This is a genomic window from Rhizobiaceae bacterium, from assembly GCA_023953845.1.
Taxonomy (GTDB): Bacteria; Pseudomonadota; Alphaproteobacteria; order Rhizobiales; family Rhizobiaceae; genus Arvimicrobium.
The window spans coordinates 718806-743996 of the sequence record JAMLJC010000002.1 but is presented as its reverse complement, the minus strand read 5'-3'; the positions used below and the strand labels follow the sequence as shown (position 1 = coordinate 743996).

Below are 25191 nucleotides of genomic sequence, written 5' to 3'. Positions count from 1 at the left end.
CGCCGACGCGATCCTGCGCGCCGAATTCTTCAGTGATTTGAAGGCTTCCGAAGAAGCCTCCACGATCAGGCCTTGGGCGCTTCCTCGGACGTCTCGTCGAGCGTCGGTTCGACCGGAGCCTCCGCCGAGGCGCCGACGTCGATGCCAAGCGCGCCCTGCTGACGGGCGATGCCGTCGATGGCGGCGCGGGCGATCAGGTCGCAGTAGAGCTGGATGGCGCGCGCGGCGTCGTCGTTGCCCGGGATCGGGAAATCGATCTTGTCCGGATCGCAGTTCGAGTCGATGACGGCCACGACCGGGATGCCGAGGCGCTTGGCCTCCTGGATCGCGATCGCTTCCTTGTTGGTGTCGATCACGAACATCAGATCCGGGGTCGAACCCATGTCCTTGATACCGCCGAGCGCCTTGTTGAGCTTCTCGCGCTCACGATCGAGGTTCAGGCGCTCCTTCTTGGTGAAGCCCTGGGCTTCGCCGCCGGCGAGGATCTCGTCGAGCTTGCGCAGGCGCTGGATCGAGTTGGAGATCGTCTTCCAGTTGGTGAGCATGCCGCCCAGCCAGCGCGAATTGACGTAATATTGAGCCGAATTCTTCGCCGCCTCGGCGACGATATCGGACGCCTGGCGCTTCGTGCCGACAAACAGCACGCGGCCGCCGCGGGCGACAACGTCGGAAACCTGCTTCAGAGCCTGATGCAGCAGCGGCACGGTCTGCGAGAGGTCGATGACGTGGATGTTGTTGCGGGCGCCGTAGATGTAGGGCGCCATCTTCGGGTTCCAGCGATGGGTCTGGTGGCCGAAGTGAACACCAGCCTCAAGAAGCTGGCGCATGGAGAAATCTGGCAGAGCCATTCTTTATTTTCCTTTCCGGTTGGCCTCCACGGACATCGACAGCTTCCGCTTTCAACCGGATCGAAAGGCCTGAGCTTTTCGGAGGTTAGCTTCTGCCGCCACCGGAGGTATCAGCCGGATTTCTCCCGGACAGACACCAAAGTCCGTGTGTGGAATGTGCGCGCATATAGAGGGAGATGCCGGAAAACGCAAGATGGGTCAGGATTCGGGCCGTCGCGGGGGCGAACATCCCCTCCGATCCGCTTCCGCCGATCTAATCCTGCCGAAACGGGTTCTTCTCCACCCGAAACGCGCCTCGCCCGCGCAGTTCGGCGTTGATCTGATCGAGCGCCGCCTGAAGACGATGGCGCAGTTCGGCCAGAATTTTCTCCACGTCCGGCTTGGTATCCAGAATCTCGATCGGCTCCGGCACACGGATGATGGCTTTGCGCGGCGCCACCGGCTGCGGCACGAAACGATTGATGGAGTCGCGCAGCGTGCCCTTGCAGTAGTCGTTGCGCAGGCGCTTCAGATGCTCCGCCACCTGTTCCTGCGTAATGTCCTCGGCCTCGAAGGCGAAGGCGCCGAGCCGCGCGACGCGAGCGAGATCGTCCAGAAGCTCCCTCACCTCCTCGCGCCGGCGCTTTTCGACGGATCTGTTCTCGCGCAACCAGCGGCGCGCGGCCCGCAGAAGCTCTTCACGAGACACATTCGTCTTGTCGAAGCCGATTGCTTCGGCGAGCATCCCACCGAGCAGATCGAGCAACGCCGCATGCCGCTGCCGTAGCGGCGAGGAGCCCGACGCCGTCAGGCCGTAGCGCTCGAAATCGCGGCGGGTCAGCGCATCGTAAATGTCGAACACCTGCTGGGCGCTTGAAACGGCACGCCGGGCCGGCGGAAGACCGAGCCGCCGGCGCACATACGCCGCCTCCTTCCGCAGTCCGGGCTCGGCATCATCGAGGAACACGAATTTCCAGACGACCGGCACCACGAAAGCCCGGAAATCCGGCATCGTGCCACGGCCGAGCGTCAGCGCATCCGCCGCCATCTCCACCGCTCCCGGCAGCAACGGCGCGATCCAGTCATTGTGCCAGCCGACCGAGCCTTCCGGGTGAAGCAGAACACCGTTGCCCTTCGCCGCCCATTCTACAGAGTAGCGTCTCGAGCCATCCGAGTTGCCGGGGATCTGCGCGATCAGATTGTTGGCGAGCCAGAATTTCTGCATAAGGCCGCCGAGACCGTTGACGACCGTATGGGTCGCCCAAGATGCGGCCATCGGCGCGGTTCGCCACAGAAGCTCCTTGTCGATCATCCAGTCGGTGAAGAACTCCGGATGGTTCGGCACGATGAAGGTCGCCTTGCCGGTGCCGCACGTCGCCTTCAACCGCTCGAAATCCGCATCCGGCAAATCCACTATTCGCACATTGGATATGCCGCGAATCCCCGGCACGAGCGAAAAGGGCCAGATATCGCGCAGGCCCGGCACGCCATGCAGCATCGCCACGCGGTTGATCACGGTGGTCGCCCGGATCATCCAGCGCTTCGGCCGGGGTGCCACGAAGACGTCGATCTTGCTCAAATCCACCCCGCCGCAAACATCCGAAGTCGCTATGCACGTAGTATGCGCGCTGGCGGTCGAGAAAAGGTTACGCGGAACCGGGAAGCGGCGTGCCGATCGGCCTATTTGGCGCAGTCGGTCTCGGCGGGCACCGGGAACAGCGAAAGATTGACCAGCGTGCCCCTCATCGAGAAATCGCCGTAATCCATCACGAGATCGCGGCTCATGCCGTTCTCGTGTAGCTTGAAGCTGATGCGATACTCCGGCGTCTCCTCGCCATCGTTCTTGGACTCGTCGAAATAGGCGATGTCCACCGGCCAGAACCCGTCCGCGCCGAGGCCTGCCAGAACCTTCTTTTCCGGATCGCTGTCGGCGGGCGTCTGCCTCTTGCCGATGACGACGGTCGTGGACATCACCCTGTCGGCGTCCTCGGAGCCGTCGAACAGGCTCGTCTGGTAGAACGTCTCGCCGGCCTTGGCCTTCTCGATAAGTTCTTCCAGATGCTTGGTGGGAAACTGCGTCTTCTGGAGGTCGATCGTGGCTGGCTCCGGCTTCTCGATCTTGACGACCAGCTTGTCGCCCTCGATCTCCGCCATGCCCTTCGTTTCCGTATCGGGATTGCGGTCGACGAAGGATTTGGTGACGAAGGAAAAATTCTTGCCTTCGCCGTCCTCGAACGTGGTTGTCTGCTGGTCGGTCAGCCGCGTGACCTCCCTCGTGCGGATATCGGTGACGAAGCGAAACTTGACCGTGTACCCCTCGCAAGGCGAACCGTTGAATTCGTAGACCATGCGCCCGGAGAGACCTGTGATGCCCGAGCGGTCGGACGCCTTGTCGAGTTCGAGATCGTAGACGGCCCGGTGCGGAGCCAGCGGGCTCACGGCCCATGATGGCGTGGCGGCGAGCAAAAGCGGTGCGAGAACCAATGCAAAGCGCGAGACGCGCATCGAACACTCCAGGTCGGCGGCCTTGCACCGCAACAATCCGCCCCACCATAAAAAAAGTCGTGGCGGAAGCGAGGCAAAAATAGCACCTTGCCGCCGACTTGGCCCGACTACCCCCAGGAATTGAGGAAGAGACAATGTCCGAAACCATCGAGCAGCGGCTGGCCGACCTCGGCGTAACCCTGCCGGCGGCGGCCGCGCCGGCCGCTAACTACGTGCCTTTCATGCAAAGCGGCAACCTGCTGTTCACCGCGGGCCAGTTGCCGCTAAAGGACGGCAAGCTGGCTGTGAGCGGCAAGCTCGGTCGCGACGTGGACGTCGCCGCCGGCAAGGAAGGCGCGAAGCTCTGCGCCGTCAACATTCTGGCGCAGGCAAAGGCTGCCCTCGGCGATCTCGGGCGCATCAGGCGAATCGTGAAGATCACGGTCTTCGTCGCATCCGATCCGGATTTCACCGAACAGCACCTCGTCGCCAACGGCGCGTCGGACTTTCTGGTCGCCGCACTCGGCGAAAGCGGCAAACATGCGCGCTCGGCGGTAGGCGTTCCGAGCCTGCCGCTCAATGCGGCGGTCGAGGTCGAAGCCGTCATCGAGATCGCGTGAGCATTCCATGGCCGAGCTTGCCTGGCTGACCGAGCGTCCGATCGCCCATCGCGGCTATCACGACATGAACAACCGCGTCTGGGAAAACACGCTCTCCGCCTTCGCCCGCGCGGTGGAACATGGCTACACCATCGAATGCGACGTGCATCTTTCCTCCGACGGCGTGCCGGTGGTCTTCCACGACGACACGCTGACGCGGCTGACGGGAACGGATGGTTACATCTGGCAGCGCACAGCGGCGGAGATGGCGGCGCTGAGAATCGGGGGCACCGCCGATCGTGCGCCCCGGCTTGCCGAAATGCTGGAACTCGTTGCCGGTCGCGTGCCGCTGGTCATCGAGTTGAAGGGCATTCCCGGCCATGACGATGGCCTTGTGCAGGCCGTTGCGCGGGAATTGGAAGGCTATCGCGGCAAGGCGGCCATCATGTCCTTCGACCACTGGCTGATCCGCGATTTCAGACGCGATGCGCCGGGCATCCCGGCCGGGCTCACCGCGTGGGGTGAGAAAGAACACGAGATCGAGGCGCATTTCTCCATGCTGGCCCACGGCATCGACTTCGTGTCCTACGGCATCGCGCACCTGCCGAACCGCTTCATCAGCTTCGTGCGCGAACGGCTGAACATGCCGGTGATCACGTGGACCGTGCGCGACGAGCCTGCCATGCAGGCCACGTTCGCCCATGCCGACCAGATGACGTTCGAGGGCTTTCAGCCAGCCGCGCTATCGTGATTGCGATCGCCTTGTTTTCGCACATGCGAAGCGTAAGTAAGGGGCATGGACGGCGAAACCGACTCAGGGGCGCATACGCCGGATGACTCCTTCGTCATCCGGGCCGCCGCCAGCATAGGCGCCTTCACCCGAGACGAGTGGCAAACGCTGGCCGGCGCCGATCGGACAAGTCTGACACATACATACAACCCGTTCATTTCGTATGATTTTCTGTCGGCGCTCGAAGATTCCGGATGCGCCGTTCCGCGATCCGGCTGGCAGGGGCATCATCTGAGGCTGGAAACGTCGGCCGGCATTCTGCTCGGCGCGGTGCCCTGCTATCTGAAGTCCCATAGCCAGGGCGAATATGTGTTCGATCATGGCTGGGCTGACGCTTTCGAGCGCGCCGGCGGCCGTTACTATCCCAAACTGCAGGCGTCCGTTCCATTCACTCCCGCCACTGGCCCAAGGCTGCTGGTGCACCGCGACATCGCACCCGACGCGCCGAGGGCGGCGCTGGCTTCCGGGCTGAAGACCGTGACTGACCGTCTGGGCGTGTCCTCCGCTCATGTGACATTCGCGGAACCGGACGATATCGCCGCGCTGGAAGAGGGCGGATTCCTGATCCGCACCGACCAGCAGTTCCACTTCTTCAACGAGGGCTATGGTAGCTACGACGATTTTCTCGCCACCCTCTCCTCACGCAAGCGCAAGGCGCTGAAAAAGGAGCGGCGGGAAGCCGTGGCGGCGGGCATCGAGATCGATCGGCTGACCGGCAGTGACATAACCGAAGCGGTCTGGGACGATTTCTTCGCCTTCTATATGGACACGGGCGGCCGCAAATGGGGCCGGCCCTATCTCAACCGGAAGTTCTTCTCGCTGATCGGCGAGCGCATGGCCGACGACGTGCTGCTCGTCATGGCCAGGCGCAACGGCCGCCACGTGGCCGGCGCCATCAACTTCATCGGCTCAGAAGTGCTCTACGGCCGCAACTGGGGTTGCATAGAAGACCATCCGTTCCTGCATTTCGAGGTCTGCTACCATCAGGCCATCGACTTCGCCATCGAGCGGAAGCTGAAGGCCGTGGAGGCTGGAGCGCAGGGCGAGCACAAGCTGGCGCGAGGCTATGTGCCCGTGACCACGCAGTCCGCGCATTACATTTCCCATCCGGGATTGCGCCGCGCGATCGCCGACTATCTCGAACGCGAGCGGAGCGAGGTCGAGCGGATCGGTGAATATTACGAAGGCCACACGCCCTACAGAAAGGGCGAAATCCGGCAGGGGGATTGAAGCGCGCCCGCTTCTTTCAATGGCCGACCGTGCGGGAGAAGACGTTGATGACGAGCACGCCGGCCAGGATCATCCCGATGCCGGCGAGCGCCGGCAGGTCGAGTATCTGGCGGAACCAGATCCAGCCGATCATCGTGATGAGGACGATTCCCGCTCCGGACCAGATCGCGTAGACGACGCCGACCGGCATCGTCTTCAGGGGAATGGCGAGCAGGTAGAAGGCCAACGCATAGCCCGCCACGGTGACGAGCGAGGGGACAAGCCGGGTGAAACCGTTGGTTTCCTTGAGTGCGGCTGTGGCAATGACCTCGCATACCACGGCGACGACGAGGGCGACATAATTCCCATGCATGGCCGTTCCGCCCTCTTCCCGGTTGACGCCCGGGCGATGCCCGGCGAAATATCCGCTCCCTCACACCTGCGCGAGGCTCGAATGACCACCCCTTATGACGATAACAACGTCTTCGCCAAGATCCTGCGCGGCGACTTGCCGGCCTACAAGCTCTATGAGGATGCCGACACCTTCGCCTTCATGGACATCATGCCGCGCGGCGACGGCCACTGCCTCGTGATTCCCAAGGCGCCGTCGCGCAACATTCTGGATGTGTCGCCGGAAAGCCTCGCCGCGGTCGGCAGGACGACGCAGAAGCTGGCGCGCGCCGTCATGAAGGCCTTTGCCGCCGACGGCGTGACGGTCCAGCAGTTCAACGAATCGGCCGGCGGACAGGTCGTTTTCCACCTGCATGTCCATATCATTCCCCGGTTCGATGGTGTCGCGCTGAAGCCGCACACCGGAACGATGGAAAAGTCCGAGGTGCTGTCGGCCAACGCCGACAGGATTCGTGCCGCGCTTGCGGAATAATCCACGGCAGGCTTAGCGGAATCGTAACGCCGCCGCGCTAAATCGTCGCCCGGATTGCGAGGGCGCGATGAGCCACATCGTCGGGACAGTCGAAACAGGACAGGCGGCCGGTTTTGTCAGCGCGGTGCGGGGCGAATTCCTCGCCGCCGTCCACCGGCACCGGTTTCTTCACCTCGTTGCGTTCGGATCGCTGGCGCTTGCGATCGCTGTCGGTTCCGCCACCGGAAACCTGCCCGATCTCGGCGTGCTTTCGACCTTCGCCAGCTATCTCGGCATGGCGCTGCTGCTCGGCGGCGGTATGATGGCGGCGTATCAACTCGGCCGGCTCGCATTCGTCGAAAAGAGTCCCTCGCCTACCCGCGCGCTGCTTGCGTCGCTCGGCGGCTTCTTCGGCCACCCGGAACGGCTCGCCAACAGCATCAACGGCCTCGCCGTGGTGATCGTCTTCGCGACTGCTTTCAGCGTGCTCAAGGGCGCTATCGCCATCCTCGTGCCATTCGGCTGGGATGTCGCATTCCGCGAACTCGACGAAGTTCTCCACTTCGGATATCTGCCGCATGACGCGCTCTGGTCCGTCCTGGACCGGCCCTGGCTCATCTTCGCCGTCAACTTCGCCTATAATCTCTGGTTCATCGTACTCCTTGTGAGCTGGTTTTCGGCGGCGATCGCCAGGCGCGACACGCCGTTGCGCCACCAGTTCCTGATGAGCTTCATGCTCACATGGCTTGTCGGCGGGTTCTTCATCGCAACGGGTTTTTCCTCGGCCGGCCCGGTCTACTTCGAGCGGCTCGGCCTCGGCGGCGACTACCGTCCGCTGACGGAGACGCTCCGTGCGGCCAACGAGCACTTCTCCATCTGGGCGCTGACCGTTCAGGACATGTTGTGGGACGGTTACAGCGGCAAATCCACCGGCAGCGTCGGCATCTCGGCATTCCCGTCCATGCATGTCGCGTCGGCCGTTCTATTCGCGCTCTATTGGGGAAAGAGAGCACCGCGCACCGCACCCTTGTTCTGGGCGTTTGCGGCCGTGATCATGCTCGGCTCGGTGGTGCTCGCCTGGCATTACGCGGTCGATGGCTATGCCGGCGCACTCATCGCATGGGCGATCTGGACGCTCGTCGGCCGAAGTCAGAGGCGGGAAGCCGAGGCGCCGCCACGCCAAACTGATCAGAAGCCGAGCAGCAGGCCGCCAGCCAGCACGATCTCCGCTCCGACGATGCCTGCCAGCACCGACTTGCGCATCGCGAGGAAGGCGGCAAAGCCGATGGCAGCCGCCGCAATCCGCAGCGCAACGGGCGCGTCAGCGAGCTCGCCGCCGGGAAACACGATCAGGTTGCCGATGACGGATGCGACGAAGGCCGTGGCGATCGCGCGCACGAAGACCATCGCCTCCGACTGGTCCGATATCCGACCGCCGAAATAGACGCCGAGATAGCGAAACCCATCCGTCGTCATCCATCCGGCGACGATGATGAAGAGATAAGGCCACCACCAGGCGTCAAGCGAATCGAACGTCATGCCGCCTTCCAGGCCTTCAGAACGCGGTGAGCCCCATAGGCCGCCACGCCGCCGGCAATGCCGCCCGCAAGCAGGTCGATGCCGGGCACGAGGATATGAAACAGCGGCCCGAGAGCAATGCCGAGCACCATGGCGAAGTGGCCGACGCGCTCCCTCGACGATGCCCAGAGCGACGTCAGGAAATAGACGGGCGTCAGCAGGAGGATCGAGGCGGCAAGGATCGGCGGCAGATGGTCGCTCACGGAAAAAGCGAGCAGCACCACGACCATGTTGGTGACGACCAAGGTCGATCCGAGGCCGAAATAGTATGAAGTGCGGAGCTCGCGCGGGACGTGGCGCAGCGTCTCCAGCGCGATGACCCAGGAGGTCACGGCAACGAAATGCGAGAGCGCGTAGAAAACCCAGCGCGGCGTTCGCGAGCCCTTCATTTCCGGAACCAGCACGACGACCATCGGCATCAGGCGAATGGACGAAAGCGCTACGGCAAGCGCCGCAGCCGGCAACGTGGCGCCGGACATGATGGCGCCCACCAGCACAACCTTGGCCGGCAGCGCCCATATCAAGCCCGTCATGAACACGGTCTGCCCGACCGTCAGCCCGGCCTCCGCCGCCAACCCGGCGAACCCCACGAAAGACAGGGCAAGAATGGCGCTCGGCACCGAAAAAGCCTTCGACGCGCCACGCAGGAACCAGCGGACGCGCAAAGCTGGCGTAGCCGGATCATCTTGCTCGGCGGACATGGCTGGCGGATAGCACGGCGTTCAGCGCGCGGCGACTGGTAATCTGGCGGATCGACCACCCAAGAACGGCAAGGGCGCCCGGAGGCGCCCCTGCATGTTCATCAACGGCGAGCGTCAGCCCTTGCGCGGCAGTTGCGGCACGAGACTGCGCTTGGAACCGCCCTTTTCCGGAGCCGGTTTTGCCTTTGTCGCGGTCACCTTCTTCGGAGCGACCTTCTTGGCCTTCGGCTTGCGGACGATCGGCTTCTCCGGCTCTTCCTTCTTCGGCTTCACCGGCACCTCGTCGGGCAGCGTCTCCAGCTTCAGCTTGTCGTCCTCGACGGTGACGCGCACCGTGCCGCCCTTCTTGAGCTTGCCGAACAGCACCTCGTCCGCGAGCGGCTTCTTGATGTGCTCCTGGATGACGCGGCCAAGCGGACGGGCGCCCATGCGCTCGTCGTAGCCCTTGTCGGCCAGCCAGGCGATGGCTTCCGGCGCGAGATCGAAGGTCACGCCGCGATCGGCAAGCTGCGCCTCTAGCTGCATGACGAACTTTTGCACGACCTGATGGATCACCGGCACCGGCAGCGAGCCGAACGGGATGATCGCATCGAGGCGGTTGCGGAACTCCGGCGTGAACAGGCGGTTGATCGCCTCCACGTCATCGCCCTCGCGCTTCGTCGAGCCGAAGCCGATCGCCGCCTTCGCCATGTCGGAAGCGCCGGCATTCGTGGTCATGATGAGGATCACGTTGCGGAAGTCGATCTGCTTGCCGTTGTGGTCGGTAAGCTTGCCGTGGTCCATGACCTGCAGCAGGATGTTGAACAGGTCGGGATGCGCCTTCTCGATCTCGTCCAGCAGCAGCACGCAATGCGGATGCTGGTCGACGCCGTCCGTCAGCAGGCCGCCCTGATCGAAGCCGACATAGCCGGGAGGCGCGCCGATCAGGCGGCTGACCGTATGGCGCTCCATATATTCCGACATGTCGAAGCGCAGCAGCTCGACGCCGAGCGACGCCGCAAGCTGCTTCGCCACCTCGGTCTTGCCGACGCCGGTCGGGCCGGAGAACAGGTAGGAGCCGATCGGCTTCTCAGGTTCGCGCAGGCCGGCGCGCGCCAGCTTGATGGCGGAGGCCAGCGCCGTGATGGCGGTATCCTGCCCGTAGACGACGCGCTTCAGCTCGGCCTCGAGATTGGCGAGCACCTGCTCGTCGTCGGCAGAGACCGTCTTCGGCGGGATGCGGGCCATGGTCGCGATGGTCGCCTCGATCTCCTTGACCGAGATCGTCTTCTTGCGCTTCGCCTCCGGCAGCAGCATCTGCGACGCGCCGGTCTCGTCGATCACGTCGATCGCCTTGTCCGGCAGCTTGCGGTCGCTGATGTAGCGGGCCGAGAGCTCCACCGCCGCCTTGATGGCGTCGTTGGTGTATTTCACCTTGTGGAACTCCTCGTAGTAGGGCTTCAGACCCTTCATGATGGCGATGGCGTCGTCCACGGACGGCTCGTTCACGTCGATCTTCTGGAAGCGCCGCACCAACGCGCGGTCCTTCTCGAAGAACTGGCGGAACTCCTTGTAGGTGGTCGAGCCGATGCAGCGGATCGCCCCCGAGGATAGCGCCGGCTTGAGCAGGTTCGACGCGTCCATGGCGCCGCCGGAGGTGGCCCCTGCCCCGATCACCGTATGAATCTCGTCGATGAACAGGACGGCACCGGGATACTCTTCGAGTTCCTTCACGACCTGCTTCAGGCGTTCCTCGAAATCGCCGCGATAGCGCGTGCCGGCGAGCAGCGTGCCCATGTCGAGCGCGAAGATGGTCGCGTTGGCCAGCACGTTCGGCACGTCGCCCTCGACGATGCGCTTGGCGAGGCCTTCTGCGATCGCCGTCTTGCCGACGCCGGGATCGCCGACATAGAGCGGATTGTTCTTCGAGCGACGGCAGAGCACCTGGATGGTGCGGTTGATCTCGTTCTCGCGGCCGATCAGCGGATCGATCTTGCCTGAACGCGCCTTGTTGTTGAGGTTGACGCAATAGGCCGTCAGCGCATCCTGCTGCTTCTTCTTGCCGCTTTCGTCATTCTGCTCGCCGCTGGCCTGACCGGATTGCTCCTCCTCGGCCCCGCGCGGCGTGCGGGACTCGCTGGAGCCCGGACGCTTGGCGATGCCGTGCGAGATGTAATTGACCGCATCGTAGCGGGTCATCTGCTGTTCCTGCAGGAAGTAAGCAGCATGGCTCTCGCGCTCGGCGAAGATGGCGACGAGCACGTTGGCCCCGGACACTTCCTCCCGGCCAGACGACTGGACGTGGATCACGGCGCGCTGGATGACGCGCTGGAAACCGGCGGTCGGCTTGGAATCCTCGTCGTAACCGGTGACCAGATTGTCCAGCTCGGTGTCGATATAGGTGATGACGGTCTGCTTAAGCTCGTCAAGATCGACGTTGCAGGCACGCATGACGGCGGCGGCATCGCCGTCGTCAATCAATGCCAGCAAGAGATGCTCGAGCGTCGCATATTCGTGATGACGTTCGTTGGCGAAGGTCAGCGCCTGATGAAGCGCCTTTTCCAAGCCCTGGGAGAAAGCCGGCATTGTTACCTCACTTCTTTTCCATCACGCATTGCAGCGGATGCTGATGCTGACGGGCGAAATCCATGACTTGCGTCACTTTGGTCTCAGCGACCTCGAATGTGTAGACGCCGCACTCGCCCACTCCGTGATTGTGGACATGGAGCATAATGCGCGTCGCCGCCCCCCGATCCTTCTGGAAAAAACGCTCCAGAACGTGAACGACGAACTCCATCGGCGTGTAGTCGTCGTTGAGGATCAGAACGCGATAGAGCGAAGGCTTCTTGGTCTTCGGCCGCGTGCGCGTGATGACCGCAGTGCCCCGGCCGGGACCGCTGCCCCGTCCTTCGCCGTTCTGCAGTCGCGTCACATCGACCCGTTTGGCTGTGCCGCCCTTCGTCACCAATCGCGCCCTTGATCCCGGAAACTCATGCGTCACTCATGTATGTGCTTCGGCTGCAATTTTAAGCCCTCTTTTGGCGCTGACAATATGGCTCGCTGCTGCCTGTCAGGGGAGTTGACGCAATCGTGTGCCTTTCTCGCCCGGCAAAGCAAAAAGCCCGGCCGCGCGATCGGCGGCCGGGCTTTTTACGACCGTGATGGTCGCAGAAGATGCGATGAAGGTTACTTGACCTTGCTGACGATCGACTCGTACGGCTTGTAGGCTTCCTTCGCCAGATCCGCATAGAGCTGGCCGAACTTGGTGGCCTCGGCCACGAGGCCCTCGTAGGCCTGCTTGACGTATTCGCTCTGGATTTCGATCGCCTTTTCGAGCGACTTGGCCGTGAGCAGCTTCTCGAAAACCTGGCTGCCGGCCTCAAGGCTCTTCTTGGAATAGTCGGTGGCCTCGGCGGCTATGGCCTGCGCGCCCTTGGAAACCGAAGCGAAGCTCTTCACGCCGGAATCCACATACTCCTTGCTGAATCTGCTGACGTCATCAAACGACTGCCACATGGACATACCTTTCTTCGAATGCCTGTCGGGACTGTGCAATGCATCTTATTTATTGTGCAGTGCACAAAATGTCAAGAAATGCCTATTCCGCTGCCGATTGCCGGCATTTTAACCAATACCGGCGGAAATTATGAACGGCGTGGTTACCATAAACGGTTTGGTAACGCTGACGCACCTAAGGTTCCCGGATGGTTGGACGGACACCTTTGCCGTCTTGGGGACCGACAAGAAGATCAAAGGATGTAGTAGTGCGTCAGGCGTCAGCGTCGACCCGCCCCTGGGTTCATTTTGGCCGGGCAGCGGCCTTTCTATTCGCAGTCCTCCTAAGCTTTTCCGTTGTAGCGGAAGCGGCGGCCGCGAAATTCGCGGCGATCGTCGTAGACGCCAACACGGGCAAGACGCTCTATTCATCGAGCGCGGATTCCCGCCGCTATCCGGCGTCGTTGACCAAGATGATGACGCTCTACCTGACGTTCGAGGCGCTGCAGCGCGGCAAGATCAAGAAGACGACGCCAGTGCCGTTCTCCGCGCAGGCGGCGGCGCAGCCGCCGACCAAGATCGGCGTGAAGGCCGGCGGCTCCATCACCGTGGAGACCGCGATCTATGCGCTCATCACCCGCTCGGCCAATGACGCTTCGCACGCGCTCGCCGAGTTGCTGGGCGGCTCCACCCAGAACTTCGCGCGGATGATGACCGCCAAGGCCCGCAGCCTCGGCATGAAGGGCACGAATTTCCGCAATCCGCACGGCCTGCCCGACCCCGGCCAGTTCACGACCGCTCGCGACATGGCGACGCTCGGCATCGCGCTGCGCGAGCATTTCCCGCAATATTATGATTATTTCTCGGTGCGGTCGTTCAAGTACGGCAAGCAGCGCATCGCCAACCACAACAAGCTGCTCGGCCGCGTCAAGGGTGTCGACGGCATCAAGACCGGCTACACCCGCGCTTCCGGATTCAACCTTGTGTCGTCGGTAGCCGACGGCAACCGCAAAATCGTGGCCGTCGTCATGGGCGGCACCAGCGGCGCGGCGCGCGACAACCAGATGGCGGAACTGATCCGGACCTACATGCCCAAGGCCTCGGGCCGCGGCGGCAAGGATCTGATCGCCAAGCCCGCGCCGACCAACCTGAAGGACATGGCGATCGCCATGCTGCCGAAGCGCGACGCGCCTACTCCGGATTTCAAGCCGGAAGAGTTCGTCGAAATCGGAGAAGGCGATACCGAGGACGCGGTTGCGGAAGCGGTGGCCGATAGCGAGGAATACGAGGTCGAATCGGCAGGCGTGAAGATCGACGCGCCGACGACAGAACGTTTCGGCGGCAAGGTGCCGACGCCGAAGGCCGCGCCAAAGAAGCGGGCTGAGCCCGCCGTAGCCGAAACGGAACCGGCCAGGCGGCCGAAGGCGGCCGTCGATCCCATGCGCACCGCGTCCACCGGCGCCCCCGCGTCGGGCTGGTCGATCCAGGTGGCTTCCTCACCGAGTGAAAGCGAGGCAAAGAGCGCGTTGCAGGCGGTCGCGAGCCGCGCCGGACAGGTGGTCGCTTCGGCTTCGGCCTATACCGTTACGTTCGACAAGGGCGGCACCACCTACTACCGCGCACGCTTCGGCGGCTTCGATTCCCAGAAAGACGCCAGCAACGCCTGCCGTCAGCTGAAGAAGCAGAAGATCGCCTGTTACGCCACGCAATGACCGCGAGGGCGGTTGATGCCGCCCAAGCATGTCTCCCGGAATGTATTTTGTCGAAGGGGAATTCAGCCGTGATCGGAGAGAAGGACGTCCTTGGCTTCGTTGATGCGCGCCGCGAGGAAAGACGAACCGCCGATGTCGGGGTGCAGGCGCTGCATCAGGCGGCGGTGCGCCTTGCGGACATCCGCCGCGGGAGCCCCAAATTCAAGACCAAGGACCTTGTAAGCCTCCTCCTTAGTCATGGCGCCCGCGCCTGGCGCAACTCCCTGCCCGCCGCCAGCATCCGCCTTCAGGTCCTCACGCCATCCGGGAAAGCGGCCGTCAAGATACGTCTCAAGTAGCTGGCGGCTTTCGCTGTCCGAATAGAGTTCGGCATAGAGCTCGACAAGCTCGGCCTGCACGAGCGTACCGAGCGTCCTGCCTTCCTGCCGCCCGGCCAGCACCAGCCCTTCCAGCGCGCCGGTCTCGTGATCGAGTTCCATTTCGAGCGCGGCGGTGCGAACCGTCGACCGCCGTCCCGGCGTCGCGATGACCCGCCTGCGCCTTTGCGTAGCGCCGAACCACGCCAGCGCCCCCGACAGCAGCATGCCGCCGATGCCGGCGCGGCCGAGCAGCAGAAGCGCCACGCCGATTGTCGCCAGAACGACCGGACCCGCGAGCCGCAAACCGTTCGCCAGCCGCTGCGCATCCATGCGGACAAAGAGTGTCGCCAGCGCGGCAAATCCGATCACAGCACCGACGAGGCCGATCAGAACGCTCATCGATGGCCGCTCAGATGTTCGATCATCAGGCGGTCCTCGGGCCTGTTTCGCGCCTCCAGCGCTTTCAGTCCTCCTGTCGCGAAAACCGCCACCGAGCTTAGCAGCTTGGCCAGAGTGGCAGCGGCGCTCCGGTCGAAGCGGAACCACGCGCCGCGCGTCAGTCGCGCTATCTCCTTGAAGGCGGTTTCGGCATCACGGTCGCGCCCTTCCTGGAAGACGAAGACCGGCACGCCGAGCATACCCAGCCTGCCGGCCTTTTCGGCGAGCTGATCTATATGTTCTTCCATCGCATCGCCGATATAGACGACGGCGGCGACCGGCGCGTTGCCCGCTTCCTTCAGCGCATGGGCGAGAACCTTGCCGATCTGCGTATGGCCGGCGCGGCAATCGATGCGGGTCATCAATTGCTTCAGGGAGGTCGTATCGTTGACGAAGCGCGAGGCGCGGCATTCGCCGAAGCCGCGAAAATAGACGAGCTGGACATTGAGCGCGCCGGCGTTGCCGGCTGCATCGAACATCTGCCCCTGCAGTTCGCAGGCGAGGTCCCAGGTCGGCTGGCGGCTCATCGTCGCGTCGAGCGCCAGGATCAGCCTGCCACCGCGGGATGACGTGATCGCCTCCCGCGCCTGCTTCAGAAACGCGTCGATCTCGCCCGCGCTCGAGCGCTGCGATGGTACGGCGTCGCTATTGCGGGGTCTGAGCGCCTTTTCGTCGGTCATGACATCAAGATGTGGCCAATGCAGCAGCCTTGCAAGGCCGTCGCCCGAATGTGCGACCATACCGGGGCGGAGCGAAGGTCAATTCGCGAAAATATCGGGGAGCGCCAGCGGCTTGCTCATCATCTCCGCATAGCGCCGGCGCGCATCCGCGCGGTGCCGTCCATATTCATCCAGCGGCAGCCGCAGCGCGGATATGAGGTGCCTGATCTCCTGCCGCGCGGCAAGGTGCGACAGCGTGGGCTTGTGGGTGAGCAGGTGCTCTTCGAATTCGTCCAGCGCCGTCAGCCCTATCGGAAAGAACTCGCGGAAGACGACCCGTTCGGCGATGCCGTCCGCTATCCGGAAGCCGAGTTGCATCGAGAGGTTCCGCAGGCACGCGTCAACCCGCTGCTCGTTGCGCGAACCGATGGACGCCATGCGGTTGCGCACGACGACCCAGTCCATGATCTGGTTGTCGGTCTGGCGCCGTTCGCGGCGCGCGTTGCGAACGGACAGCGCATACTGGGAGTGTTCGAGGATTTCGTAGCTGATCGGGTCGATACGGGCGAAGACGTCGAAGTCGATGAAGCTGTCGTTCATCGGCGTGATGAGCGTGTCGGCAATGCGGTGCGCCAAACGGTTCAGGAACGTGTCGGAGCCGGGCGTGTCGATAACGACGAAATCGTGCGCGTCCTCGATCTCGCTCAGGCCGTCGGTCAGCTGACGGAATTCGTCGCTCTCGGCATCGGCGACGACATCGCGTTTTGCCGGAGGCACGTGGAAATGGCGCGGCACCGGGAGCGGCACGCGCATTGCCCGCGCCCAGCGGCGACGGTTCTCGACATACCGCGTCAGCGAGAGCTGGCGTCCATCGAGATCAACGGTAGCGACGCTGTACCCGGCCTTGAGCAGGCCCACCGCGACATGCATCGCCGTCGTAGACTTGCCCGAACCGCCCTTTTCGTTCCCGACGACGATGACATGCGCCGCCTTGCGCGTCACATCGCGCGCGGAAACGCCGGTACCCGACACGAACATGCCGCTCAAACTCCACTGCGGCCAGACCGTGATTGTTTTTTAACGAAATTTCAACCATGGCGTGCCGGGCGCCGCCTGCTGAACGCGCTTGTGGTAAAGCGGCGTGGTTAGGAAACGTGGTGAAGAAGCGTGGCCGGCCCCGGAGTCAAGCCTTTACAACAGCCCGAGTTCCGCGAGTTCCTGCCTCAGCTTGGGCGGCATCGCGACCAGTCCCGCGCGCGATCGCCCAAGATCGGCAGGCGCGTCCTCCGGCTTCAGGTATCGCCAGCCCTGGAATGCGCGACGCGGCTGCCACTCCGTGCGCACGATCTGCGGATCGAGCATCAGGCGGCAGCGGCCGATGCCGTCGTCATCGACGAAAGGCCGGATTTCGGTGATGCGTTGCCGGCACTGCACGCTGCCCTTGATGACCCAATAGAGCGAGCCGCCCGACGTGACCTCGTCGACGCGGTTCGGCACCATGCGCGTGGTGTGCCAGTGCTCAAGCGGTTCACGGGCACGGCGGCGTTCCTCGAGTTTCAGCGCGATCCACTCTTCGAGATCCTCGACGCTGTCGCAGCCGACACAGAGTTTCAGGATGTTCAGGGCCATTGACGGATGGTTTAACGCGACCTGCTCAGGGGTCAATCGCGAAGCGCGTTATGCACAGGCTGGCTCAACACTCCACCACGTTGACCGCCAATCCGCCGAGGCTCGTCTCCTTGTATTTCTCGCTCATGTCCATGCCGGTCTGGCGCATGGTCTCGATGGCCGCATCGAGCGGCACGAAATGCGTGCCATCGCCCTTGATCGCGAGCGAGGCGGCAGTGACCGCCTTCACCGCGCCCAGCGCGTTGCGCTCGATGCAGGGCACCTGAACGAGCCCCCCGACAGGGTCGCAGGTCATGCCGAGATGGTGCTCCAGCGCGATCTCCGCGGCGTTCTCCACCTGCTCCGGCGAGCCGCCGAGCACCGCGGCAAGGCCGGCGGCGGCCATCGCGGACGCGGAACCGACCTCGCCCTGACAGCCGACTTCGGCGCCGGAAATAGACGCGTTGGTCTTGATGATGCCGCCGACGGCGGCGGCGGTGAGCAGGAAGTCGCGAATGCTCTGCTGATCCGCCTCCGCGTGGAAGTGCAGCCAATAGCGCATGACCGCCGGCACGACGCCCGCCGCGCCGTTTGTCGGCGCGGTGACCACCCGTCCGCCGGCGGCGTTCTCCTCGTTCACCGCCATGGCGTAGATCGACAGCCAGTCATTGGCGAGCAGCGGGTTGGGCCGGTTGCTCTGCCACTCCTCCTGAAGCTTGTCGTGCAAGCGCCGAGCGCGTCGCTTCACTTTCAGACCGCCGGGCATGATGCCTTCCTGCGACAGGCCGCGCTCGATGCAGCCGCGCATGGCGTTCCAGATCGCGTCGAGCCCCGCATCGAGTTCTTCGCGGGACATATGCATTTCTTCGTTGATCCGCTTCATCTCGGCGATCGACAGGCCGCTTTTCGCCGCCATCGCGAGCATCTCGGCCGCGTTGCGAAACGGGTAAGGCACCTTCTTGCCGCCCGCTGCCTTGCCCTGTCCGCGCAAGCGCTGGAGTTCCTCGTTCGACACGACGAAACCGCCCCCAATCGAATAGTAAATGCGCTTGAGCAGCATGCGATCGGATGCGTCGTACGCATAGAACGCCATACCATTGGCGTGCCCGGTCAGCGGTGTCTTCTTGTCCAGGACCAGATCGGTAGCCGGATCGAACCTGTAGGCAGGATGGCCAGGCGGCGAGACGCGCTTCTCCGCCGTGACGCGTGCGATGACCTCATCGACGGCATCCGGATCGACGGTGAGCGGGGTCAATCCCGTCAGCCCGAGGACGACAGCCCGGTCCGTGCCGTGTCCGATCCCGGTATAGGCGAGAGAGCCATGGAGACTCGCCCCCAGCCGATCGACCTTGACGCCGGCAGGACGCGGCCACTCATTGCCTTTCAACTCGTCGAGAAAGCGCGCGGCCGCCGTCATCGGTCCCATCGTGTGGGAACTCGATGGCCCGATGCCGATCTTGAAAAGGTCGAATACGGAAAGGAACACAGCAGCCGATCTCCCGGGTAGCGCCCGTCGTCAAAAGGCAGAAATAGGTTTCCGGCCTTTCGGCAGTCAACAAGCTACTGCCACCGACTTCCGCTGGCGGACGCACGACATTGCGCGCTTGTTCGATCGGGGAGAATATCAGGAAAGGCGGAATTCCGCCTTTCCGCTCAGTTTACCGTCGCGAGGACGGCCGTGGTGGCTGTTCCCGAGCCGCTGACCAGCCAGACCAGCAACATGAGCGCCGCGATACCGACGACTGCCTTGGCGGTTACGCCCCAGCAGGATTTTTGAACGCTGTCGTCCATGATTTCCCAGTGTAAACCGCAACACCGCCGGAGAACGGCCGAATGTCCCGCTTCGTTCCCGGCTCCCGAACGCTGCGATGGATACGCCCGGGGCGCGCTCTTCGCAACTGCAAAAATGGCAAAAACATGGCAGCGCACTGCATAGTAGCCATGCTCTGCGGTATTCTTGCAGAAATTACAACAGGTTACGGGACGATCTTGATATACGAAATAGCAACGAACAAGGCATTTCGGAGGCGCCCGGATCGCCGGCAATTCGCATTCCGCCCGAGCCAGCCGGCGTGATAGAAAAGCAAATGGCCGACTCCATTCCGCTCACCGCATCAGATCTGGCAGCGTTGGCCTTCTTTCTGGCCGTGTGGCTGCTGCACGGGTTGGCCGCCGACGGACGCCTCGTCAGGCGCGTGTCGCTGAGCGTGGCGATGAACAGACAGCGTGAAATCTGGATGGAGACGATGTCGCGGCGCGAACTCCGCATGATCGACACGTCGATCATGACCGGCCTTCAGCAGGGCACCGCGTTCTTCGCCTCCAGTTCGCTGATCGCCATCGGCGGCTGTTTTGCGCTGCTCAACTCCCGCGAGACCGTTCACAACGTGCTGGCGGAACTTCCCTTCTTCACCGAACCCGGTCCGGGCGTCTTCGAGTTGAAGGTCATCGGCCTGATGGCGCTGCTGGCGCACGCCTTCTTCAAGTTCGGCTGGTCCTATCGCCTCTTCAACTACTGCTCCATCCTGATCGGCGCCGTCCCTGCCCTGCGCGACGAGGCATCGCACAGCGATGAGACCGATATCACCGTGTGGCGGGCGGCACGAATGAACATTCTGGCCGGCAAGCACTTCAACGCCGGACTTCGCGGCATCTTCTTTTCGATCGGCTACCTCGGGTGGTTCATCGGTCCGGAAGCGCTTGCGTTCACGACGCTGTGGCTGCTGGCCGTGCTGGTGCGCCGGCAGTTCTTCTCGGCGGCGAGAGAGGCGGTGATTCGCGAATCCAGGCCTCAGGTCGGCCCGGGGAAAGGCGAATCGATGCGGCCCGAGAGCCAATAGGCGACGAGGCCGATCCACTCGCGCAGACCGAGCGTCGTCGCCTGAAGCGAATCGATGGCGTTGTCGGTGAACAGGCCGACGCCTTCGTCGCCTGCCGTCCGATAGTCCACCGGCCAAGGCAGGACGTCGAATCCGGCCTTGCGAAACAGCGCCATCGAGCGCGGCATGTGGAAAGCCGAGGTGACGAGAAGCCAAGGTTTCTCCGGGTCCCGGCTGGACCATCTCCTTGCTGAAAAGGGCATTTTCATAGGTATCGCGGGACTTGTTCTCCAGAATGAGGCGCTGCGGCGAAACACCGAGCGCCGTAAAGAGCCGCAGCGCGGTATCGGCATCCGCCTCCCCCGGCAGCAGCAAGGCACCGATGCCGCCCGAAACGACGATCCTCGCCTCGGGAAAGCGCCGCGCGAGCACGGCGGTCTCCACAAAACGGTCGCCGCTGGAATTCAGCTCGTAGCCGCCGCGCGCCAGATTGATCTGGCCCTCCAGGCCCCCGCCGAGGACAACGACGCCATCAATGGTCTGCGGCAGTTCCGGACGCTGGAACCGATCCTCCAGCGGTCCCAGCAGAAGCGCGCCGAGCGACGTCCACGTCGCCGCGACAAGGATGATCGCAGCGGAAGCGCCGCCAAGCATGGCAAGCCGTCGCCGGCCGAAAAAGGCGGCCAGCAAACCGATGACAAGCAGGAATATCGCCAGATTCACCGGCTGCAGAAAGAACCAGAAGATTTTCGACAGGACGAAGAACATCGCTCATCCTTATAGCCATGGCGTGACGATTTTCACGAACGCGGCGCGAAGATCGACCAGTTCATCTGTTTCGCCAAAATCTCCAGCGCTCTTGAACCGAGCCTGGAGTTGCCGTTTTCGTTGAGGCCGGGCGACCAGACGGCGATCGACGCAATACCCGGAACGATCCCCAGTATGCCGCCGCCGACGCCGCTTTTGCCCGGAATACCGACGCGGAAAGCAAAATCGCCGGAGCCGTCATAATGGCCGCAGGTGAGCATCAGCGCGTTGATGCGGCGCGCTCGTTCCGGCGAGACGACGCTGTGTCCGGTGTCCGGATTTTTGCCGCCATGGGCGAGGAAGCGCCCTGCCCGGGCCATCTGCAAACAACTCATCTCGATGGCGCAGAGATGGAAATAGACGCCCAGCGTCAGTTCCGGCGCGTGGCGCAGATTGCCGAAGGAACGCATATAGTTGGCGAGCGCGAAATTGCGGAAACCCGTGACCCGCTCCGAATTGGCGACCGCGCGGTCGATATGGATCGTGTCGTCATCCGCCAGATACTGGACGAAGCGCAGGACCTCGCCGATGGCCTCCTTGGGCTGGTGCCCTTCCAGCAGGATGTCGGCGACGACGATGGCGCCGGCATTGATGAACGGATTGCGCGGAATGCCGTTTTCGCGCTCCAGCTGGACGATGGAGTTGAACGGATTGCCGGACGGCTCGCGACCGACACGGCGCCACAGCGCATCGCCGACATGGCCGAGCGCAAGCGTCAGGGAAAAGACCTTGGAAATGCTCTGGATCGAGAAAGGCTCTTCCGCATCGCCTGCCGTGAACACCTGCCCGTCGTTCGTGGCGATGGCGATGCCGAAACGCGCCGGGTCGATCTTGCCGAGTTCGGGAATATAGGTGGCAACGGAGCCGCGGTCAGTGATCGCCGCCATTTCCGCCGCAAGTTCGGACAGGACTTCCGCAAGGTCAGGCATGACGGACCGCGCTCAGCCTACCCTCGCCACAGGCGAGGGATCGGAAAGAGTTCCGATCGCCTACCACCACTTCTCCGGCTCGAAGCGGCCAGCGGCCTTTTCGATGACCGCGCCGGTGCGGAACAGCGTCTCCTCGTCGAAGGGACGGCCGATAAGCTGGAGGCCGAGCGGCAGGCCCTTGCCGTCGAGGCCTGCCGGCACGGCGATGCCCGGCAGGCCGGCCATGTTCACGGTGACGGTGAAGATGTCGTTGAGGTACATCTTCACCGGATCGGCGGCCATCTCCTGATCGGCGACGCCAAAGGCTGCCGAAGGCGTAGCCGGGGTCAGGATGACGTCGACGCCGGCCTTGAAGACCTCCTCGAAGTCCCTCTTGATCAGCGTGCGAACTTTCTGCGCCTGCAGATAATAGGCGTCGTAATAGCCGGCGGAGAGCACATAGGTGCCGATCATGATGCGGCGCTTGACCTCGCGGCCAAAACCGGCTGCGCGGGTCTTCTCGTACATGTCGATGATGTCCTTGCCCGGCACGCGCAGGCCGTAGCGCACGCCGTCATAGCGCGCGAGATTCGACGAGGCCTCGGCGGGAGCGACGATGTAATAGGCCGCCAGCGCATATTTCGTATGAGGCAGCGAGATATCCACGATTTCGGCGCCGGCATCCCGCAACCAGGCAATGCCCTGCTGCCATAGCGCCTCGATCTCGGCCGGCATGCCGTCGACGCGATATTCCTTCGGAATGCCGACCTTCATGCCCTTGATCGACTGGCCGATGGCAGCCTCGTAGTCCGGGACGGGGCGATCGACCGATGTCGTGTCCTTCGCGTCGACCGAAGCCATGGATTTCAGCATGATCGCCGCGTCGCGGACGTCGCGCGTGATCGGCCCCGCCTGATCCAGCGACGACGCGAAGGCGACGATGCCCCAGCGCGAGCAGCGGCCGTAAGTCGGCTTTATGCCGACCGTCCCCGTGAAGGCCGCGGGCTGCCGGATGGAGCCACCCGTGTCGGTCGCGGTTGCCGCCGCGCAGAGCCAGGCCGAGACGGCGGAGGCCGAGCCGCCGGAGGAGCCGCCGGGCACGAGATCCTTGTTCGAGCCCGCGGCGCGCCACGGGTTCTTCACCGGGCCGTAATAGGAGGTCTCGTTGGACGACCCCATGGCGAACTCGTCCATGTTGAGCTTGCCGAGCATCACCGCGCCGTCGGCCCAGAGATTGGCCGAAACGGTCGACTCGTAATGTGGCTTGAAGCCGTCGAGCACATGGCTGCATGCCTGCGTGTGCACGCTCTCGGTGGCGAAGAGATCCTTGATGCCGAGCGGAATGCCTTCGAGTGCGCCACTTTCATTCTTCGCCAGACGCGCGTCGGAAGCCTTCGCCATCTCCCGCGCCTTTTCATGCGTGACCGCGACATAGGCGTTGAGCGACGGATTGGCCTGGTCGATGGCGGAGAGATAGGCCTCGGTCAGTTCGCTCGACGTGAAAGCCTTGCTGCGCAGCCTGTCGCGCGCCTCGGCAATGGTCAGTCTGGTCAGGTCGGTCATCGGACTGGTTCTTCTCGGAAATCGGGAAAGGCGGTACGGTGGTCGCTACTATTCGACGACCTTCGGCACGAGGAAGAAATTCTCCTCCGTCGCCGGCGCGTTGGCGACGACGGCCGCCGCCCTGTTGCCGTCCGTGACGCGATCCTCGCGCTTCTTCATCGCCATCGGCGTGACCGACGTCATCGGCTCGACGCCCGTCACATCGACCTCGTTCAACTGCTCGACAAAACCCAGAATGGTGTTCAGCTCGCCGGTCATGCGCTCCGCATCGTCGTCGGTGACGGCAATGCGGGCGAGGCGCGCGACGCGCTTCACGGTCTGGATGTCGACGGACATGGGACGGCCCTTCGGTAGGTTGATCAGTCAGCATTGACTGATGGGCCTATACCGGCGCGCCGTCCACCACGCAACATGCGCGGTATCGCAGTTGCGAATTGGATCTATCTTGGGCGCTAGGGCGCCGCGACCCCGCCGCAACGATACCAGACGCCTGAAAGGCCGTATGCCTCGCCATCGGCGTCACCGCTGCCCTCTTCCTCCTGTGCGGGCGGGGAAGGTGGCGACGGAGCGGCTTCGGCCTGCGGCTGCGATTGCTCCTCTCCGGCAGGGGCGTCCTGGCCATCGTCGCTCGGCAACGAATAGGCCCCATGCGCCTCGCTCATGACCGCAACCTCGAGTTCGCCCGGCGTGCGCTCGACCAGCGAGAACATCTCCGGATATGCGTAGCCAGGTTCCTCGCACATGGCGGTGACGACCCAGCCAGCCGGCATCCGCGGGTTCTTCAGCACCTGCAGGAAAGCGCAGTTGAATTCGATCGATTCCAGGCCCCGGTTGGTCAGGATCGTGTTGCCCGCCTCGATCACGCTTTGCAGCGACTGCGACTTCGCCTGATCGCAAAGTTCCTTGGCCCCGACATACACGCCCTTCACCGCTTCGTCCGCGGTTTGCGCCAGCGCAGGCGCGATCAGCGCCAGCAGCGGCGCGACGAATGCAAATCGTTTCAGCATGTTAGACACCCCCAATGCCGGCTCAGGCTTCAAACGCCTTGCCTTTTTCGGGCACTATCACATTCGTACCGGCACCTTCCATGCCTGTGACGAACTTGTCGGCGTTCTGGTCGATGATGCCGAACGAGCCGTAATGGCAAGGCACCACCGTCTTGAATGCGAAGAAGCGGCGGCAGGCGAGAGCGGCCACCGCGCCGCCCATGGTGAAGCGGTCACCGATCGGAACGATGCCGATGTCGGGCTGGTGCAGTTCGTTGATCAGCGCCATGTCGCCGAATATGTCGGTGTCGCCCATATGGTAGAGCGTCTTGTCGCCGGAGAAATGGAGGACGAGGCCGAGGGGATTGCCGAGATAGGTGTTCACGCCGTTCTCGCCGTTGAATGACGACGAATGCAGCGCCTGCACGAAAGTCGTGGTGAAACCGCCGCAATCGACGGTGCCTCCGGTATTGCCCGGATTGATCTTGTCGCCGCTGACGCCCTGCCCGACGAGATACATGCAGATCTCGAAATTGGCGACCAGCAGCGCGCCGGTCTTTTTCAGGATCGCAACGGAATCGCCGATATGGTCGCTATGGCCATGGGTGAGCAGGACGTGGGTGATCCCTTCGGCCGGCTTCTCCCAGCCGCCTTCCCAGGCCGGATTGCCGGTGAAGAAGGGATCAATCAGGATCTTCGCGCCGCCCGCCTCGACGCGGAAGGCGGAGTGTCCATACCAGGTCAGTTGCATTTCAAACTCCCGTCTCGCTCTGCGACCGGTTGAAGGATAGAACGCTTGCGAACGCAA

General features: G+C 63.4%; 26 protein-coding genes and 2 pseudogenes. 7 read left to right on the top strand and 21 right to left on the bottom strand.

The genetic code is table 11. The features are described from left to right. Positions 1-65: 65 nt before the first annotated feature. The 3 genes from rpsB to M9955_25550 form a co-directional block, all read right to left on the bottom strand. Positions 66-848, bottom strand: a complete 783-nt coding sequence (gene rpsB / locus M9955_25560; GenBank protein MCO5085014.1) for a 30S ribosomal protein S2 — start codon at positions 846-848, stop codon at positions 66-68. 253 nt (positions 849-1101) lie between these two features. Continuing rightward, positions 1102-2406, bottom strand: a complete 1305-nt coding sequence (locus tag M9955_25555; GenBank protein MCO5085013.1) for a hypothetical protein — start codon at positions 2404-2406, stop codon at positions 1102-1104. 101 nt (positions 2407-2507) lie between these two features. After that, positions 2508-3332 carry a cell envelope integrity EipB family protein gene (locus M9955_25550; GenBank protein MCO5085012.1) on the bottom strand — a complete coding sequence of 275 codons (825 nt, stop codon included), beginning with the start codon at positions 3330-3332 and terminating at the stop codon, positions 2508-2510. A gap of 134 nt (positions 3333-3466) precedes the next feature. On the opposite strand from M9955_25550, the gene M9955_25545 reads away from it, so the two are divergent. The 3 genes from M9955_25545 to M9955_25535 are packed head-to-tail and all read left to right on the top strand — an operon-like array spanning position 3467 to position 5930. Then, entirely contained in the window at positions 3467-3931 is a 465-nt protein-coding gene (locus tag M9955_25545) for a RidA family protein (protein ID MCO5085011.1), read from the top strand. Positions 3932-3938: 7 nt separating this feature from the next. Continuing rightward, the gene (locus tag M9955_25540; protein MCO5085010.1) at positions 3939-4661 is read left to right on the top strand and encodes a glycerophosphodiester phosphodiesterase; all 723 of its coding nucleotides are present in this window, start codon (positions 3939-3941) and stop codon (positions 4659-4661) included. Positions 4662-4706: 45 nt separating this feature from the next. After that, positions 4707-5930, top strand: a complete 1224-nt coding sequence (locus M9955_25535) for a GNAT family N-acetyltransferase (protein MCO5085009.1) — start codon at positions 4707-4709, stop codon at positions 5928-5930. Positions 5931-5946: 16 nt separating this feature from the next. On the opposite strand, the gene M9955_25530 is transcribed toward M9955_25535, so the two are convergent. Continuing rightward, positions 5947-6282, bottom strand: coding sequence for an SMR family transporter (locus M9955_25530; protein ID MCO5085008.1), 336 nt, complete (start codon positions 6280-6282; stop codon positions 5947-5949). An 81-nt stretch (positions 6283-6363) separates the two neighbouring features. Between M9955_25530 and M9955_25525 the strand changes: the two genes are divergently transcribed. Together M9955_25525 and M9955_25520 are read left to right on the top strand one after the other, a co-directional pair. Next, positions 6364-6792, top strand: a complete 429-nt coding sequence (locus M9955_25525) for an HIT family protein (GenBank protein ID MCO5085007.1) — start codon at positions 6364-6366, stop codon at positions 6790-6792. 301 nt (positions 6793-7093) lie between these two features. Continuing rightward, positions 7094-7861: pseudogene (locus tag M9955_25520) on the top strand (phosphatase PAP2 family protein). A gap of 98 nt (positions 7862-7959) precedes the next feature. On the opposite strand, the gene M9955_25515 reads toward M9955_25520, so the two are convergent. The 5 genes from M9955_25515 to M9955_25495 form a co-directional block, all read right to left on the bottom strand. After that, on the bottom strand, positions 7960-8310 hold the full coding sequence (locus M9955_25515) for an AzlD domain-containing protein (protein MCO5085006.1): 351 nt from the start codon (positions 8308-8310) through the stop codon (positions 7960-7962). Further along, on the bottom strand, positions 8307-9050 hold the full coding sequence (locus tag M9955_25510) for an AzlC family ABC transporter permease (GenBank protein MCO5085005.1): 744 nt from the start codon (positions 9048-9050) through the stop codon (positions 8307-8309). The genes M9955_25515 and M9955_25510 overlap by 4 nt, the downstream gene beginning before the upstream one ends. 114 nt (positions 9051-9164) lie before the next feature. Continuing rightward, on the bottom strand, positions 9165-11615 hold the full coding sequence (gene clpA / locus M9955_25505) for an ATP-dependent Clp protease ATP-binding subunit ClpA (protein ID MCO5085004.1): 2451 nt from the start codon (positions 11613-11615) through the stop codon (positions 9165-9167). 7 nt (positions 11616-11622) lie between these two features. After that, positions 11623-11994, bottom strand: coding sequence for an ATP-dependent Clp protease adapter ClpS (gene clpS, locus M9955_25500; GenBank protein ID MCO5085003.1), 372 nt, complete (start codon positions 11992-11994; stop codon positions 11623-11625). Between the two features lie 221 nt (positions 11995-12215). Next, on the bottom strand, positions 12216-12545 hold the full coding sequence (locus M9955_25495; GenBank protein MCO5085002.1) for a phasin family protein: 330 nt from the start codon (positions 12543-12545) through the stop codon (positions 12216-12218). A gap of 248 nt (positions 12546-12793) precedes the next feature. Here M9955_25495 and M9955_25490 point away from each other — a divergent pair, with 248 nt between their 5' ends. After that, positions 12794-14236 carry an SPOR domain-containing protein gene (locus M9955_25490; GenBank protein MCO5085001.1) on the top strand — a complete coding sequence of 481 codons (1443 nt, stop codon included), beginning with the start codon at positions 12794-12796 and terminating at the stop codon, positions 14234-14236. A 62-nt stretch (positions 14237-14298) separates the two neighbouring features. On the opposite strand, the gene M9955_25485 is transcribed toward M9955_25490, so the two are convergent. The 6 genes from M9955_25485 to M9955_25460 all read right to left on the bottom strand — a co-directional run bounded on the left by M9955_25485 (position 14299) and on the right by M9955_25460 (position 19091). Further along, on the bottom strand, positions 14299-14994 hold the full coding sequence (locus M9955_25485; GenBank protein ID MCO5085000.1) for a molecular chaperone DnaJ: 696 nt from the start codon (positions 14992-14994) through the stop codon (positions 14299-14301). Next, positions 14991-15713, bottom strand: coding sequence for a VWA domain-containing protein (locus M9955_25480; protein MCO5084999.1), 723 nt, complete (start codon positions 15711-15713; stop codon positions 14991-14993). Before M9955_25480 ends, M9955_25485 begins: the two co-directional genes overlap by 4 nt. A 78-nt stretch (positions 15714-15791) precedes the next feature. After that, positions 15792-16730 carry a division plane positioning ATPase MipZ gene (locus M9955_25475; protein MCO5084998.1) on the bottom strand — a complete coding sequence of 313 codons (939 nt, stop codon included), beginning with the start codon at positions 16728-16730 and terminating at the stop codon, positions 15792-15794. A gap of 153 nt (positions 16731-16883) precedes the next feature. Next, positions 16884-17321, bottom strand: a complete 438-nt coding sequence (locus M9955_25470) for a DUF1489 family protein (protein ID MCO5084997.1) — start codon at positions 17319-17321, stop codon at positions 16884-16886. A gap of 64 nt (positions 17322-17385) precedes the next feature. Further along, positions 17386-18786 carry an L-serine ammonia-lyase gene (locus M9955_25465; protein ID MCO5084996.1) on the bottom strand — a complete coding sequence of 467 codons (1401 nt, stop codon included), beginning with the start codon at positions 18784-18786 and terminating at the stop codon, positions 17386-17388. A 167-nt stretch (positions 18787-18953) separates the two neighbouring features. Beyond that, the gene (locus tag M9955_25460) at positions 18954-19091 is read right to left on the bottom strand and encodes a hypothetical protein (protein ID MCO5084995.1); all 138 of its coding nucleotides are present in this window, start codon (positions 19089-19091) and stop codon (positions 18954-18956) included. Between the two features lie 296 nt (positions 19092-19387). Here M9955_25460 and M9955_25455 point away from each other — a divergent pair, with 296 nt between their 5' ends. Next, positions 19388-20140: a DUF599 family protein gene (locus M9955_25455; protein ID MCO5084994.1), complete on the top strand. Its 753-nt coding sequence runs from the start codon at positions 19388-19390 to the stop codon at positions 20138-20140. Here M9955_25455 and M9955_25450 read toward each other — a convergent pair. The 6 genes and pseudogenes from M9955_25450 to M9955_25425 all read right to left on the bottom strand — a co-directional run bounded on the left by M9955_25450 (position 20092) and on the right by M9955_25425 (position 25134). Further along, positions 20092-20773, bottom strand: a pseudogene (locus M9955_25450) (YdcF family protein). The gene M9955_25455 and the pseudogene M9955_25450 sit on opposite strands and share 49 nt — an antisense overlap. A 146-nt stretch (positions 20774-20919) precedes the next feature. Continuing rightward, positions 20920-21855 (bottom strand): glutaminase, encoded by a 936-nt coding sequence (locus M9955_25445; GenBank protein MCO5084993.1) that lies wholly within the window; start codon positions 21853-21855, stop codon positions 20920-20922. Positions 21856-21915: 60 nt separating this feature from the next. After that, the gene (gene gatA / locus M9955_25440; GenBank protein MCO5084992.1) at positions 21916-23397 is read right to left on the bottom strand and encodes an Asp-tRNA(Asn)/Glu-tRNA(Gln) amidotransferase subunit GatA; all 1482 of its coding nucleotides are present in this window, start codon (positions 23395-23397) and stop codon (positions 21916-21918) included. A 48-nt stretch (positions 23398-23445) separates the two neighbouring features. Further along, positions 23446-23733, bottom strand: coding sequence for an Asp-tRNA(Asn)/Glu-tRNA(Gln) amidotransferase subunit GatC (gene gatC, locus M9955_25435; protein MCO5084991.1), 288 nt, complete (start codon positions 23731-23733; stop codon positions 23446-23448). Positions 23734-23849: 116 nt separating this feature from the next. Next, positions 23850-24404, bottom strand: coding sequence for a hypothetical protein (locus M9955_25430; protein ID MCO5084990.1), 555 nt, complete (start codon positions 24402-24404; stop codon positions 23850-23852). A 22-nt stretch (positions 24405-24426) separates the two neighbouring features. Then, positions 24427-25134 (bottom strand): metal-dependent hydrolase, encoded by a 708-nt coding sequence (locus M9955_25425; protein MCO5084989.1) that lies wholly within the window; start codon positions 25132-25134, stop codon positions 24427-24429. Positions 25135-25191: the final 57 nt, after the last annotated feature.

Excerpts from the sequence above, each read along its gene's own strand:
- clpA (MCO5085004.1), bottom strand. The coding sequence starts at position 11,615 with ATGCCGGCTTTCTCCCAGGGCTTGGAAAAGGCGCTTCATCAGGCGCTG.
- M9955_25510 (MCO5085005.1), bottom strand. The coding sequence starts at position 9,050 with ATGTCCGCCGAGCAAGATGATCCGGCTACGCCAGCTTTGCGCGTCCGC.
- M9955_25540 (MCO5085010.1), top strand. The coding sequence starts at position 3,939 with ATGGCCGAGCTTGCCTGGCTGACCGAGCGTCCGATCGCCCATCGCGGC.
- gatC (MCO5084991.1), bottom strand. The coding sequence starts at position 23,733 with ATGTCCGTCGACATCCAGACCGTGAAGCGCGTCGCGCGCCTCGCCCGC.
- M9955_25545 (MCO5085011.1), top strand. The coding sequence starts at position 3,467 with ATGTCCGAAACCATCGAGCAGCGGCTGGCCGACCTCGGCGTAACCCTG.
- M9955_25515 (MCO5085006.1), bottom strand. The coding sequence starts at position 8,310 with ATGACGTTCGATTCGCTTGACGCCTGGTGGTGGCCTTATCTCTTCATC.
- M9955_25470 (MCO5084997.1), bottom strand. The coding sequence starts at position 17,321 with ATGGCCCTGAACATCCTGAAACTCTGTGTCGGCTGCGACAGCGTCGAG.
- M9955_25485 (MCO5085000.1), bottom strand. The coding sequence starts at position 14,994 with ATGAGCGTTCTGATCGGCCTCGTCGGTGCTGTGATCGGATTTGCCGCG.
- M9955_25495 (MCO5085002.1), bottom strand. The coding sequence starts at position 12,545 with ATGTGGCAGTCGTTTGATGACGTCAGCAGATTCAGCAAGGAGTATGTG.
- M9955_25475 (MCO5084998.1), bottom strand. The coding sequence starts at position 16,730 with ATGTTCGTGTCGGGTACCGGCGTTTCCGCGCGCGATGTGACGCGCAAG.
- M9955_25535 (MCO5085009.1), top strand. The coding sequence starts at position 4,707 with ATGGACGGCGAAACCGACTCAGGGGCGCATACGCCGGATGACTCCTTC.
- M9955_25460 (MCO5084995.1), bottom strand. The coding sequence starts at position 19,091 with ATGGACGACAGCGTTCAAAAATCCTGCTGGGGCGTAACCGCCAAGGCA.
- M9955_25430 (MCO5084990.1), bottom strand. The coding sequence starts at position 24,404 with ATGCTGAAACGATTTGCATTCGTCGCGCCGCTGCTGGCGCTGATCGCG.
- M9955_25425 (MCO5084989.1), bottom strand. The coding sequence starts at position 25,134 with ATGCAACTGACCTGGTATGGACACTCCGCCTTCCGCGTCGAGGCGGGC.
- M9955_25525 (MCO5085007.1), top strand. The coding sequence starts at position 6,364 with ATGACCACCCCTTATGACGATAACAACGTCTTCGCCAAGATCCTGCGC.
- M9955_25445 (MCO5084993.1), bottom strand. The coding sequence starts at position 21,855 with ATGCCTGACCTTGCGGAAGTCCTGTCCGAACTTGCGGCGGAAATGGCG.
- M9955_25455 (MCO5084994.1), top strand. The coding sequence starts at position 19,388 with ATGGCCGACTCCATTCCGCTCACCGCATCAGATCTGGCAGCGTTGGCC.
- M9955_25550 (MCO5085012.1), bottom strand. The coding sequence starts at position 3,332 with ATGCGCGTCTCGCGCTTTGCATTGGTTCTCGCACCGCTTTTGCTCGCC.
- rpsB (MCO5085014.1), bottom strand. The coding sequence starts at position 848 with ATGGCTCTGCCAGATTTCTCCATGCGCCAGCTTCTTGAGGCTGGTGTT.
- M9955_25480 (MCO5084999.1), bottom strand. The coding sequence starts at position 15,713 with ATGACCGACGAAAAGGCGCTCAGACCCCGCAATAGCGACGCCGTACCA.
- M9955_25530 (MCO5085008.1), bottom strand. The coding sequence starts at position 6,282 with ATGCATGGGAATTATGTCGCCCTCGTCGTCGCCGTGGTATGCGAGGTC.
- gatA (MCO5084992.1), bottom strand. The coding sequence starts at position 23,397 with ATGACCGACCTGACCAGACTGACCATTGCCGAGGCGCGCGACAGGCTG.